The sequence below is a fragment of the Sphingobacterium sp. SGL-16 genome (assembly GCF_011043515.1).
In the GTDB taxonomy this organism is placed as follows: Bacteria; Bacteroidota; Bacteroidia; order Sphingobacteriales; family Sphingobacteriaceae; genus Sphingobacterium; species Sphingobacterium litopenaei.
The window spans coordinates 137,854-151,092 of the sequence record NZ_JAAKGQ010000001.1; the positions used below are offsets into that span (position 1 = coordinate 137,854).

The window sequence follows — 13,239 nt, forward strand, 5'->3', positions numbered from 1 at the left end:
TTATATAATTATTGTGTATATTTGCATTATCTGAAAGGAAGGGGGCATGGAATGCCCCCTTTTTTAATTCAATTTTGAAAATTATGCAGATTGAAAAACGAGTTAGAGAATTAGTAGAAGAAAAAATCGCCGATCGTCCCGACCTTTTTATCGTTAATATTACTATGCTTAAAAATGGAATTTTATCCATTTTATTAGATGGTGATCAAGGGATTTCGATTGATGACTGTGTGGGTGTAAGTAGACATGTGGGATTTCATCTAGAAGAAGAAAATGTAATCGAACATGCGTACCGTTTGGAAGTTTCTTCTCCGGGAATAGATTCTCCTTTGACACTTTTACGTCAGTATACCAAAAACATTGGTAGAGACGTTCGTGTTAAACTAGCAAATGGTGACAAAAAAGAAGGTAAACTTCTTGCTGCTACAGAAAGCGAAGTTACTATTGAAGAAAAAGTAAAAGAAAAAGGTAAAAAGGCTGAATTAAAAGAAGCTTCAATACCAGTAGATCAAATAAAGGAAACAAGAGTGTTAATTTCATTTAAATAAAATGAGCAGTACCAATATTAATTTGATTGACTCTTTTCAGGAGTTTAAAGAGTTCAAAAATATTGACCGTCCAACGGTAATCACAGTACTTGAAGAAGTATTTCGTAGTATGATTCGTAAACGTTTCGGTACAGACGAAAATGTTGACGTAATCGTGAATCCAGATAACGGTGACTTAGAAATCTGGAGAACTCGCGTTGTCATGGAAGATGGCTTCTCAGAAGATGACGATTTAGAAATCGAATTGGCTGAAGCACATCAATATGATCCAGACCTAGAAGTAGGTGATGAGTACATCGAGCAGATTACCCTAGAAAGCTTTGGACGTCGTGCTATTTTGGCTGCTCGTCAAACTTTAGTATCTAAAATTTTAGAACTAGAGAAAGATGAAGTTTTCAAAAAATATAAAGATCGCGAAGGTGAATTGGTAATCGGAGAAGTTTACCAAATTTGGAAAAAAGAGATTTTAGTTTTAGACGAAGATGGCAATGAATTGTTATTACCTAAAACAGAGCAAATCCCTGCGGATTATTTCAAAAAAGGTGATAGCATTCGCGCGGTAGTACACAAGGTAGATATGATGAATAGTAATCCTAAAATCATTATCTCACGTACTGCACCAGAATTCTTGCAACGTTTATTTGAATTAGAAGTTCCTGAGATCTTTGACGGTTTGATTACGATTAAGAAAATCGTTCGTGAACCAGGAGAACGTGCTAAAGTTGCTGTAGAATCGTACGATGATCGTATTGATCCAGTAGGAGCATGTGTGGGTATGAAAGGTTCTCGTATTCACGGTATCGTTCGTGAATTGCGTAATGAAAACATTGACGTGATCAATTTTACAACAAATGCTTCATTATATATCACACGTGCATTGAGTCCAGCACGTATTTCATCCATCAAAATTGATGATGAAAACAAAACTGCAGCGGTGTATTTGAAACCTGATCAAGTGTCATTAGCTATTGGTCGTGGTGGTCACAACATCAAATTGGCAGGTAAATTGACAGGTTATGAAATCGACGTATATCGCGAAAATGACGAAGTAGAGGAGGATGTGGATATCGAAGAATTCGCAGACGAAATCGACAGCTGGATCATTGACGAATTAAAACGTGTTGGTTTGGATAGTGCGAAATCCGTGTTAGCGTTGTCACAAGAAGAGTTGGTACGTCGTACAGATTTAGAAGAAGATACAATTCAAGAAATCGTGCGCATCTTAGCATCTGAATTTGAATAAAATTCAGATGCTAAAATATCTTACATATAAAATGTAAATATTTGTTAAATGCGTGCGAAAAAATCATATTTTTGTAAAGAACAGAATTTTTAGAGGTTAATATTAGATGACAGAAGGTAAAAGCATAAACTTACTTAAAGCAGCAAAAGAGCTTAATATTGGTATTGGTACTGCAGTAGATTTTTTAAAGGATAAAGGTTTCGATGTCGAAGCTAAGCCTACGACAAAATTATCTGCAGATATGTACGATGTTCTTTTGCGTAAATTTCAAGGGGATAAAATCGCAAAAGATGAAGCTAAACAAATTGTAATTGGCAAGATTCGTCGTGAAGAAGCTCCTTCATCAGGAAGTTCTGCTCCTTCTCCAGAGTCATCTTCTTCTAAAAATGAAGATATTGAGAATGAAATTTTAATTAAGAATCCTTTAGTAACTCCGCCTGCAGCAAAAGAAGAACCTGCAAAACAAGAGAAAGAGGAATCAAATACAGGTTCTTTAAAAGTAGTTGGTAAAATTGATTTAGATAGTTTAAATAAACCAAAACCTAAAAAGGTAGAGGAACAGCCTGTCGAACGAAAGCCAGTACAACAGGCTCCAGTAACTCCGGTAGTCGAGAAAAAGGAAGAACCTAAACCAGAACCTATTAAAGAAGAGGTGAAAGAAGAACCAAAAGTAGAGGTTAAGCCTGTACAAGTAGAAAAAGTAGAGGCTGCTCCAGTTAAAGAGGAAGCTAAACCTGTACAAGTAGTTGCTCCTAAAATCGACCCTAAACCAGTAGAGAAACAAGAGCAAAAACCAGTAGCTCCAAAAGCAAAAGAAGAGCCGGTTGATGATGTTATCCGCGCACGTTCGGAAAAATTAGAAGGACCTAAGGTAATTGGTAAGATTGAATTACCAACTTTCAAACCGAAAGAAAAGCCTGTAGCTTCATCTTCTAATTCGAATCAAGATAATAAACGTAAGCGTAAGCGTACGAATAAACCAGGCACTCCTGTGTCTCCAAATGACCAAAACAATCAACAAGGTGGTGGTCAACATGGTCAAAATCGACAAGGTGGTGGTCAGCACGGTCAAAACCAAAATAGACCAGCAGGTCAACACGGTCAAGGCCAAAACAGACCTGGAGGAAATAACAATAATCGTCCAGGAGGTAATAACAACACTGGAGGAAGAGGTAGATTTGATCATAAAGGTAAAGGCGGAAGAAATGAAGCTCCTAAAGAAGAATTATCAGAAAAAGAAATTCAAGATCAAATCAAAGCAACACTTGCTCGCTTAAGTGGTGCTGGTAAATCAGGTAAGTTTGCTCAACGTGCGAAATTACGTCGTCAAAAACGTGATGATATAGCACATTCAGCAGAAGAGGCAGCATTGGAACAAGAATTGCAAGCTAAAATCTTGCGTGTAACTGAATTCGTTACAGCAAATGAGTTAGCAAACTTGATGGATGTTCCTGTAACTCAAATTATTGCTACGTGTATGAGTTTAGGTATGTTCGTGTCTATCAACCAACGTTTAGACGCGGAGACTTTAACTATCGTAGCGGATGAGTTTGGTTACCAAGTTGAATTTATCAAACCTGAAGATGAGGAAGTTGCTGAATTAGAAGAAGCTGACAACGAAGCGAACTTAGTTCCTCGTGCACCTATCGTAACAGTAATGGGACACGTCGATCACGGTAAAACTTCATTATTGGATTATATCCGTAAAGCTAACGTAACTAAAGGTGAAGCAGGTGGTATTACCCAACACATCGGTGCGTATGCCGTGAAATTGGATGATGGTCGTAAGATTACATTCTTAGATACTCCAGGTCACGAAGCCTTCACTGCGATGCGTGCTCGTGGTGCTAAAGTAACGGATATCGTTATTATTGTTATCGCTGCCGATGATGCCGTGATGCCTCAAACTAGAGAAGCTATTAATCACGCACAAGCAGCAGGATCTCCAATTGTATTCGCTTTTACTAAAGTGGATAAACCAGGAGCGAATGCGGATAGAATCCGTGAGCAATTATCAGCAATGAACATTTTAGTGGAAGATTGGGGTGGTAAATACCAAGCACAAGAGATTTCTGCTAAAACAGGTGAGAACGTTGATTTATTATTAGAAAAAGTATTATTAGAAGCTGAATTGTTAGAATTGAAAGCCGATCCTAAAAAACGTGCTGTAGGTTCTGTAATTGAATCAGCTTTAGATAAAGGTCGTGGTATTGTAACTACGGTATTAGTACAAGGTGGTACATTGCGAGTAGGAGATGCGATCTTAGCAGGTTCACACTCAGGTAAAGTAAAAGCTTTAACAAATGAACGTGGTGAACGGGTGAAAGAAGCTGGACCTTCGACACCAGTTCAGATCTTAGGTATGTCAGGTGCACCAACAGCAGGTGATAAATTGTACGTCCTAGAGAGTGAATCTGAAGCTCGTCAAGTAGCAAATAAACGTTTACAATTACAACGTGAACAAGGTATGCGTGCTACTAAACACATTACATTGGATGAAATCGGTCGTCGTTTGGCTATCGGTAACTTCAAAGAATTGAATGTAATCGTGAAAGGTGACGTGGATGGTTCTATCGAAGCGTTATCAGACTCCTTGTTGAAATTGTCAACAGACGAAATTCAGGTAAATATTATTCACAAATCAGTGGGTGCTATTTCTGAATCAGACGTTTTGTTAGCTTCAGCATCTGATGCGATTATCATCGGTTTCCAAGTGAGACCTACGCAAAATGCACGTAAATTAGCTGAAACAGAGCAAATAGATGTACGTCTATACTCTATCATCTATGATGCTATCGATGAACTTAAATCGGCAATGGAAGGTATGTTGGCGCCTAAGTTCGAAGAGAAAATCGTTGCAGAGGTTGAGATTCGTGAGACTTTCAAAATCTCTAAAGTGGGTACGATCGCAGGTTGTATGGTTACAAGTGGTAAGATCTCTCGTAGCAATGATATTAGAATTATTCGTGATGGCGTAGTAATCCATACTGGTAAATTAGCTTCGTTAAAACGTTTCAAAGATGATGTGAAGGAAGTATCATTCGGTTACGAATGTGGATTGAACATCGACAAGTTTAATGACATCCAAGTAGGTGATATCGTAGAAGCTTACGAACAAGTAGAAGTTAAACGTAAGTTATAATCTTACACATAATATTATTGTAAAATCCTGACCTCCAAAGTCAGGATTTTTTATTTGTCCTGCTTTTTATTTTTATCTTTAAGTCTATGTATGAATTCAAGGTTTCCGAAATAATAAAGCGTCCGAATGATATTATATCCATTCGTTTTGAAGATATATCAGGAAAATTTCCAACATATAAAGCAGGTCAATTTCTAACCTTACATTTTCAATTTGGGGAACGTGAAGTAAGACGTTCTTATTCGTTTAGTAGCTCACCATCGGTAAATGAGCCTCTTGAGATTACAGTAAAACGTGTAGAAAATGGCGAAATTTCTCGATTACTACATCATAGGTTGAATATTGGAGATAGGATTAATGTTCTTGAACCGCAAGGATTATTTACTTATGACCCTGAAATAGATTCAGAAAGAACTGTATTCCTTTTTGCGGCTGGAGTGGGAATTACCCCCTTATATTCAATTCTCAAAACAGCTTTATTAAAAGAGAAAAACACACAAATTGTCTTAATATATAGCAATAGTTCCAAAGAGAAAACCGCTTTCTATGAAGAATTATTAGCTTGGCAACAACGTTATCCGACAAGGCTGCATATTGAATTTATTTGGTCAAACTCTAAAAATCTTGCTAAAGCTCGTTTGAATAGGGAATATCTGATTTCATTGGTCAATCATTATTTAGAGGAGAGTTCTAGCGAAGCCTTATTCTATACCTGTGGTCCATTGTTTTATATGGATTTAGTACGGTTTACCCTTTTAGGGATGGGATTTCCTGATGAGAATGTGCGAAAAGAAACATTTCATTTTCCTGAAGAGGAAGAGGATGATGACGAACATGAAGAGGAGGAAGTGGACACCAACGAATATAATGTCATCTTGCGATTCAATGGACAGGAGCATCATTTATTGGTTCCTGGCAATGATACTGTATTAAATGTTGGACTATCGCAAAAAATCAAGCTTCCATATTCTTGCAAATCAGGTATGTGTAGTACCTGTATTTCTCAAGTAGTGAAAGGCGCAGTGAAAATGGATTATAATGAAGTATTGACAGACAGCGAAGTGGAAAGAGGAAAATGTCTTATCTGTGTATCTCACCCAACAGAGGATGGGACAATAATTGAAGTAATGTAAAACGAATTTAAATCTATTTTGATGAAAAAATATCTATTGCTTTTCATTTTTGCATTTGCAGTGTATTTTGGATATGGGCAAGTGTATAAAATTACCTATCATGTCACGCGCAACAATCAAGTTTTAAATAATAGTGATCCGGTTATTGTTTTTGCCGATCAAAACAAAACCATCATTACAAAGCAAAGTATTCTGGACAATACATTCAAGCAAACTGCCGAAGAAAGTATTGTAGATCATCGATCCAAAATTATTTATAAAAAATCTACATTTCAGAATAAAAGGAATATCTTTTCGGCAGATTCGGCCTCCTATAATCGCTACAGATTCATTGACAAGGATGAACAAAAAACTATTTTAGCAAAAAAGGTCAAAAAATCGACTACTTCCGTTAATTCTAATACGATTGATATTTACTATACAAATGAATTGCCTTTAAAAGCCGCTCCTAATGAAGTTGGTTTGGCAAAAGGAGTGGTTTTGGAATATGTGCGGAATGGAAATAGTGGATTAGTTGCCACCAAAATTGAAAAAATTAATGATTTTCCTGCGGGATATTCCATTCCAAAAGAAGAAAATGTCCTAGATATATTAACGTATCGTGATGAAGTTTGGAAAAGCAAATTTATCCAGATTCCTATTTTCAATAATGAGAAAATATGTTTTGACCCTGATAATGTTAAATCAGATTCTATATTACGATTTGCTGCTGGAACAGTCCTACTAAAAAAAGTTAAAGTGCCAGCTTTATTGGAGGATAGTCAGGCTTTTATAGAATTGATTGAAAAATCAAATGGTGATGCATACGATAGAACAGGATCCGTTTTTTTAATTACAGACGATCAACCGTTAACTTTTTTAGACGGGATGAATAAAGGGATGTCAACTTTACCTAAGTATGATGTTGGCGATGGGAAAGATTATTTGGGCATGGTTCGAACAAATGGTTATTCACCCATATTTGAATTAATGCGATTTTTCACACCATTTGGAGTCTCACATTTCAATGATAGATTGACTTTAAAAGGCAAAACTTGGCAAGATTCTGTGACTTATAGACAAGATGTTTCTGAGTTTTTAAGTGTAATGTCTGGAAAGGAAATTTACATTGGAACGTATATAGGTAATTATGACAAAGGTGGACATATGGTGAATTTGGAATTGACTATCCATCCAGGAAATTCAAACTACGCACACAAGACAGAAGCCCTTTCCTTATTTAATACAACTAATGTAATGGAGATGGGAGGCCAAACTTATCCGACTTTATTTGGTTCAGAAAAAGGATTGGAAGTGGAATTTGAACTTAAAGAAGATATTTCAAAGGCAAGATTACGTTATATTACTACTGGACATGGCGGCTGGTGGAATGGTGACGAATTTGTGCCGAAATTAAATTCTATTTATTTAGACGGAGAGTTGAAATTTCAATTTACACCATGGCGCGTGGATTGTGGTAGTTATCGGCTGTATAATCCTGTATCTGGAAATTTTGATAGCGGTTTGTCCTCTTCCGATTTAAGTCGTTCAAACTGGTGTCCCGGAACTATTACTTATCCAAATTATATTGATTTAGGAAATTTAAAAGCTGGGAAGCATAAAATTCGGGTTCATATTCCACAGGGGCCTGCGGAAGGAGATAGTCAAAGTTTTTGGAACGTAAGTGGAGCTTTATTGTTTGAGAAATAAATTATGATCAGATTTAGAAATAACTTAATTACCATTTTCACTATCATTATTCTTATTCTAGGTACAGTGGGCTCTACTGAACTATATGGTCAAAATCCTCAAAGATTAGGAAAAGTGACAAGTGCTGCGATTACAGAAATTTCTGGAATTGTACCTTACGGTTATGAAGAAGGATATTTTTGGGTTCATAATGATAGCGGTGATGGCCCAAATATTTATCTGATAGATTCTAAAGCATCACTTAAAGTAAGAGTAGAGATAGAGGGTGTTAAAGCTCTAGATATTGAAGATATTGGCAGATTTCAATTGAATGATAAAAAATATCTTTTGCTTGCAGATATGGGAAATAATTTGAGAGATAGGGAAATTCTATCCTTGTATATCATTGAAGAACCAAAAGTAAATTTCAATGTATCTTCAATCGAAGTTCCCTTAGTTAAAGAATTAAAATTCCGATACATCGACAAGAGAAGAGATGCAGAAGCTTTATTTGTGGATCCGTTAGATCTTCAGGTTTATATTTTATCGAAAAGAGATTTTGAATCTACAGTTTTTAGCTTTCCTATAGATTTGAAAAGTGATCAGGTTAATGTTGTAAAACCTTTGCAAACATTGCCATTTACATTTACTACAGCAGCTGATATTTCTTCTGATGGGAAGTATATTTTAGCCAAAAATTTGACGCATATTTATTTTTGGGAAAGAAAAAATAAAGAGTCAATAATTGAAACATTCCAAAGCGAACCAAAAATAATTCCATACCAGATCGAACCACAAGGTGAGGCTATTTGTTTTGATCTAAAAAAACGTTTTTTCTATACAATTTCTGAGCGTCCTTTTGGATTGGATTCCTATCTTTACAGATACGATTTTTAAAACTATGAAAAACCTATATTCATTACTATTACTATTTATTTTTATTAGCTCAAATCAGGCTTTTGCTTCGCGAGTAGATACTGTTGAAGTGTTTTCTGCAAGCATGAATAAAAAAATTAAAACGGTGGTAATTCGCCCAGATGATCAAAAATCAAAAGTCATACCCACTCTTTATTTGCTTCATGGGTACGGTGGAAATTATTCGAATTGGGTAGAAAAGGTCCCGTATATCAAAGCTTTGGTGGATCGCTACAATTATATGGTAGTTTGTCCTGATGGTGGACATGGAAGCTGGTATTGGGATACTACGCCAGATTTTCAATATGAGACTTTTGTGAGTAATGAATTAGTGGAGTATATAGAATCAAATTACAATGTATGTAAACATCGTACAGGCAGAGCCATTACAGGATTAAGTATGGGCGGTCATGGCGCTTTATATTTGGCTATTCGTCATCAAGATGTTTATGGAGCTGTTGGTAGTACAGCTGGAGGCGTTGACATTCGCCCGTTTCCAAATAATTGGGATATGAGCAAACGTCTTGGTGAATATGCAGCCAACAAAGAAAAATGGAGCGAGCATACGGTAATGGAGCAATTGCATCTAATCAAACCTAATAGCCTGAAAATATTTATAGACTGTGGCTATGACGACTTTTTCTTTGGAGTAAATGAAGAATTGCATAAAAAATTGTCTTATCTTAACATTCAACATTCCTATTTAAACATGCCAGGGAAACACGACTGGAATTATTGGGCGCAATCTATTGCATTCCAGATGGCATTTTTTGATCAGTTTTTTAGAAATTAGGAGATTTATTCGTAAAATATGTTTCGACAGTACGCTTTATTAGTTGTTGCTTTATTGTTTCATGCTAGTCTTTTTGCACAAACTAAAGTCAATATCAGTGGATATGTAAAAGATGGTTCTTCAGGAGAGGTTTTGATAGGTGCTACGGTGCAATCTAAGGAAACCAATCGGACTGTAAGGACAAATAGTTATGGATTTTTCTCATTAGAATTAGATGCAGGTGAATCTACCGTACTTATTTCTTATGTAGGCTATCAGCCAATCGAAGAACAAATAAACACAACTACACAGAAAAGATTCAATTTTGAACTATCGCCAATTGGAAGAGAGATAGAAGAAGTTGTAATTTCGGGTAAAAAGCAAAATAAAAATGTGACTAGTCCCCAAATGGGCGCAATAAATTTTACGATTGAAGAGATTAAGAATGTACCTGTGCTTTTTGGTGAGCGTGATATTCTGAAAACTATTCAAATGCTACCTGGTGTAGGCAAGGGAGGGGAAGGTTCATCTAATTTCTTTGTGCGTGGTGGTGGTGGTGATCAGAATTTGATTTTGTTGGATGAGGCGACAGTCTACAACGCTTCTCACTTGCTTGGATTCTTTTCGACTTTTAATTCGGATGCTATCAAAGATGTAGAACTTTTCAAAGGAGGCATTCCCGCGCAATATGGTGGAAGAATTTCTTCTGTTATGGATATCCATATGATTGATGGCAATAACAAGAAATTTGCTGGTGAAGGCGGTATTGGGCTGATAGCTTCTAGGTTGAAATTGGAAGGTCCTTTGCAAAAAGATAAAAGCTCTTTTATGATTAGTGGTCGTAGAACATATGCTGATTTGTTTCTTAAGGCTTCGAATGATAAAACAGTTAATGACAGTAAGTTATATTTCTATGATTTGAATGCTAAGTTAAACTATAGATTTAACGATAAAAACACATTATATGCTTCTGGCTACTTCGGAAAAGACGACTTAGGGTATGGAGATCTATTTAGTTTTGATTGGGGAAATGCCACAGCTACTGTCCGTTGGAATCATATTTTCAGTGAAAAGTTATTTAGCAATACATCTTTAATTTATAGCGATTTTACTTACAATGTAAATGTGAGCAATGAAAATAGTGATTTTGTAATTGCGTCCAAAATTGAAAATATTAGCCTTAAACAAGATTTCTCCTATTACGCAAATAATAAAAGTACATGGAGATTTGGTTTAAATGCATTAAAACAAAAAATATCACCAGCTAGTCTCAATGCGCAAGAAAATTCTGCCGTTAACTCTATTAATATTGAAAAACGTTATGGGGTCGAATTAGCGGCTTATCTTTCTCATGAATGGAATCCTACTTATTGGTTATCGGTATTGTATGGAATACGCGCTACAGATTTTATGGTGCAAGGTCCTGGGACATTTTATACTTTTGATGCCGATGGTGAAGCAATTTCTATTGAGAAATTTAGTGGTTCTAAAGTCATCAAACATCATTTAAATTTAGAGCCGCGTCTGTCGGCGTCCTTTATTTTAGATGATAAACAAAGTATCAAGACTTCGTATAACCGTATCGTACAAAACTTGCATCAATTGACAAATACGACTTCATCTTTACCAACTGATCAATATGTATTAAGCAGTAAAAATATAAAGCCCCAATTTGCAGATCAAGTGGCAGCAGGTTATTTCAGAAATTTTGCTAACAATACCTATGAGTTTTCTGTAGAAAGTTTCTACAAACACATGGGAAATCAGATAGATTTCAGGAATGGAGCAGATTTGCAAGCAAATGAATACTTAGAAGGCGAACTTTTATTCGGTAAAGGTAGAGCGTATGGTTTGGAGCTTTATGTACGTAAAACCAAAGGCAGAATGAGTGGATGGGTGAGCTATACTTTGGGAAAAAGTGAAAGACAATTTAATCAAATCAACAATGGCGAATGGTTTAATGCCAGACAAGACCGGACACATGATATTTCGGTCGTAGGATTATACAAATTGACCGATAAATGGAACTTAGGGGCTAATTTTGTGTATTATACAGGAAATGCTATCACTTTTCCAAGTGGCAAATACACCGTAGATGGTCGCACTTTATTTTATTATACCGAACGAAATGGTTATCGTATGCCAGACTACCATAGGTTAGACTTGTCCGCCACATATGAACCTTTGAAAGAAAATAAACGCTTTAAGTCGAGCTGGTCTTTTGGTTTGTATAACGTGTATAACCGCAAAAATGCTTATATCATAGATTTTAGAGAAAATGAAAATAATGCCAATATTACAGAAGCTTACAAAATCGCTTTATTTGGTATTATTCCGTCGGTAACTTGGAACTTTAAATTTTAAAAAATGAGATTTCTCTATATATATTCCCTTTTAACACTCTTTGTACTTAGTTCGTGTGAGGAATTGATTCAAGTGAATTTGAATGAAGCTAATCCAAAATATGTAATAGAAGGGGATCTCAATGATCTTTCTTCTGAACAATTCATTAGAGTAAGTCAAACTGTAGCTTTTGATGCGCCAGTGCGTAGTAAGCCGATCGATAACGCTACCGTAACTGTTAGTGATGATAAAGGAAAAGTGTATACTTTTAACTCTGTAGGAAATGGTTTGTATAAATCATCATTTCAGCCTAAAGCAAAAACTAGGTATAATCTAAAGGTTTCGGTTGAGGGTGAGGTTTTTGAATCGTCATCTTATATGAATTCGTACGTAGATGTAGACTCTTTAGGAATAATGGAAGATGTAATCTTCTCTGACACAGTTTATTCGGTTACATTAAAGTTTGAAGATCCAAGAAATACACCTAATTATTACAAGTACAACATTTCTGTAAACGGTAAGGATTTTGAATTTAGTCGTGTTTTTAGTGATAAATTCAATGACGGTTTGTATGTTACACACCAAGTTTCGGATAGCAAAAGTGAGATTCTCTTGGGTGACACGGTAGTTGTCGAAAGACAAATAATCGATAAACCTGTTTTCAATTATTGGAATGAAGTGCTTTCTATTAATCCTGGAAGTGCTGCTCCAGCAAATCCTACATCCAATATAACAAATGGCGCCTTAGGATATTTCAGCGTCAGCAGTGCAAAGCGATATGGATTTAGAATTAAGTTTAAAGAAGAGGGAAACTAAAGGGTATCGAACGTATAGCCCCTTTCCAAAAAATATTCAATAGATTTAGGTAAGGCGTATTGCACGCGAGGAATGGCTTTAATATTGTCGTGAAAAACAATAATAGAGCCATTTTTACTATAATTTATAATGTTTCTAAAACATTGTTCAGGCGTAATGCTTTGATCAAAATCTCCAGACAAGACATCCCAATAGATAAATTCAAAATCTTTGGACAATAAGTTCAATTGAGACTTCTTAGCACGTGCATAAGGAGGACGAAATAAATTGGATTGCGTGAGCTGATGACATTTGTATACATTGTCTACATATTCATCATCACTGTGTTTCCAGCCTTTCAGGTGGTTGTAGGTATGATTACCAATTCGATGTCCTTCATCGAGCAATCTTTGGAAGATTTCAGGATGCTTCGTAATATTTTCCCCAACACAAAAAAATGTCGCTTTAATTTGATATTGGGCTAATGTGTCTAAAATCCACGGTGTGATTTCGGGAATAGGACCATCATCAAAAGTGAGAAAAAGCTTTTTGTATGCCCTTGATTTGTTCCAAGTTACTTGCGGATAATACCATCTTAGGAAAAAAGGTGCGTTGACAAAATACATTTTTAAATCACATTAATATTTTGCAAATTTAAGGTAATCATTCTAAAATAGGGC

The 13,239-nt window shown here is 35.8% G+C and carries 10 protein-coding genes; 9 read left to right on the forward strand and 1 reads right to left on the reverse strand.

Annotated features, from left to right (window positions below):
• Window positions 1–83 precede the first annotated feature (83 nt).
• From rimP to G5B32_RS00700, 9 genes are all read left to right on the forward strand, one after another.
• A complete protein-coding gene (gene rimP, locus G5B32_RS00660; protein WP_165289601.1) occupies window positions 84–548 on the forward strand; it encodes a ribosome assembly cofactor RimP in 465 nt (154 codons plus the stop codon).
• Window position 549: 1 nt separating this feature from the next.
• Window positions 550–1,791 (forward strand): transcription termination factor NusA, encoded by a 1,242-nt coding sequence (nusA, locus tag G5B32_RS00665; RefSeq protein WP_165289603.1) that lies wholly within the window; start codon window positions 550–552, stop codon window positions 1,789–1,791.
• Between the two features lie 106 nt (window positions 1,792–1,897).
• Window positions 1,898–4,933, forward strand: a complete 3,036-nt coding sequence (gene infB / locus G5B32_RS00670; protein WP_165289605.1) for a translation initiation factor IF-2 — start codon at window positions 1,898–1,900, stop codon at window positions 4,931–4,933.
• An 86-nt stretch (window positions 4,934–5,019) separates the two neighbouring features.
• Window positions 5,020–6,066, forward strand: coding sequence for a flavin reductase family protein (locus tag G5B32_RS00675; protein ID WP_165289607.1), 1,047 nt, complete (start codon window positions 5,020–5,022; stop codon window positions 6,064–6,066).
• 21 nt (window positions 6,067–6,087) lie between these two features.
• Entirely contained in the window at window positions 6,088–7,755 is a 1,668-nt protein-coding gene (locus G5B32_RS00680; RefSeq protein ID WP_165289609.1) for a PNGase F N-terminal domain-containing protein, read from the forward strand.
• A 3-nt stretch (window positions 7,756–7,758) separates the two neighbouring features.
• On the forward strand, window positions 7,759–8,631 hold the full coding sequence (locus tag G5B32_RS00685) for a hypothetical protein (protein WP_165289611.1): 873 nt from the start codon (window positions 7,759–7,761) through the stop codon (window positions 8,629–8,631).
• A gap of 4 nt (window positions 8,632–8,635) precedes the next feature.
• Entirely contained in the window at window positions 8,636–9,442 is an 807-nt protein-coding gene (locus tag G5B32_RS00690) for an alpha/beta hydrolase (RefSeq protein WP_165289613.1), read from the forward strand.
• Between the two features lie 18 nt (window positions 9,443–9,460).
• A complete protein-coding gene (locus G5B32_RS00695) occupies window positions 9,461–11,785 on the forward strand; it encodes a TonB-dependent receptor (RefSeq protein ID WP_165289615.1) in 2,325 nt (774 codons plus the stop codon).
• Window positions 11,786–11,788: 3 nt separating this feature from the next.
• A complete protein-coding gene (locus G5B32_RS00700) occupies window positions 11,789–12,580 on the forward strand; it encodes a DUF4249 family protein (RefSeq protein WP_165289616.1) in 792 nt (263 codons plus the stop codon).
• On the opposite strand, the gene G5B32_RS00705 is transcribed toward G5B32_RS00700, so the two are convergent.
• Window positions 12,577–13,185: a polysaccharide deacetylase family protein gene (locus G5B32_RS00705; RefSeq protein ID WP_165289617.1), complete on the reverse strand. Its 609-nt coding sequence runs from the start codon at window positions 13,183–13,185 to the stop codon at window positions 12,577–12,579. The genes G5B32_RS00700 and G5B32_RS00705 overlap by 4 nt on opposite strands.
• Between the last annotated feature and the right edge of the window lie 54 nt (window positions 13,186–13,239).

Bases quoted from the DNA above. Each gene is read 5' to 3' on its own strand.
- rimP (WP_165289601.1), top strand. From the start codon at position 84: ATGCAGATTGAAAAACGAGTTAGAGAATTAGTAGAAGAAAAAATCGCC.
- nusA (WP_165289603.1), top strand. From the start codon at position 550: ATGAGCAGTACCAATATTAATTTGATTGACTCTTTTCAGGAGTTTAAA.
- infB (WP_165289605.1), top strand. From the start codon at position 1,898: ATGACAGAAGGTAAAAGCATAAACTTACTTAAAGCAGCAAAAGAGCTT.
- G5B32_RS00675 (WP_165289607.1), top strand. From the start codon at position 5,020: ATGTATGAATTCAAGGTTTCCGAAATAATAAAGCGTCCGAATGATATT.
- G5B32_RS00680 (WP_165289609.1), top strand. From the start codon at position 6,088: ATGAAAAAATATCTATTGCTTTTCATTTTTGCATTTGCAGTGTATTTT.
- G5B32_RS00685 (WP_165289611.1), top strand. From the start codon at position 7,759: ATGATCAGATTTAGAAATAACTTAATTACCATTTTCACTATCATTATT.
- G5B32_RS00690 (WP_165289613.1), top strand. From the start codon at position 8,636: ATGAAAAACCTATATTCATTACTATTACTATTTATTTTTATTAGCTCA.
- G5B32_RS00695 (WP_165289615.1), top strand. From the start codon at position 9,461: ATGTTTCGACAGTACGCTTTATTAGTTGTTGCTTTATTGTTTCATGCT.
- G5B32_RS00700 (WP_165289616.1), top strand. From the start codon at position 11,789: ATGAGATTTCTCTATATATATTCCCTTTTAACACTCTTTGTACTTAGT.
- G5B32_RS00705 (WP_165289617.1), bottom strand. From the start codon at position 13,185: ATGTATTTTGTCAACGCACCTTTTTTCCTAAGATGGTATTATCCGCAA.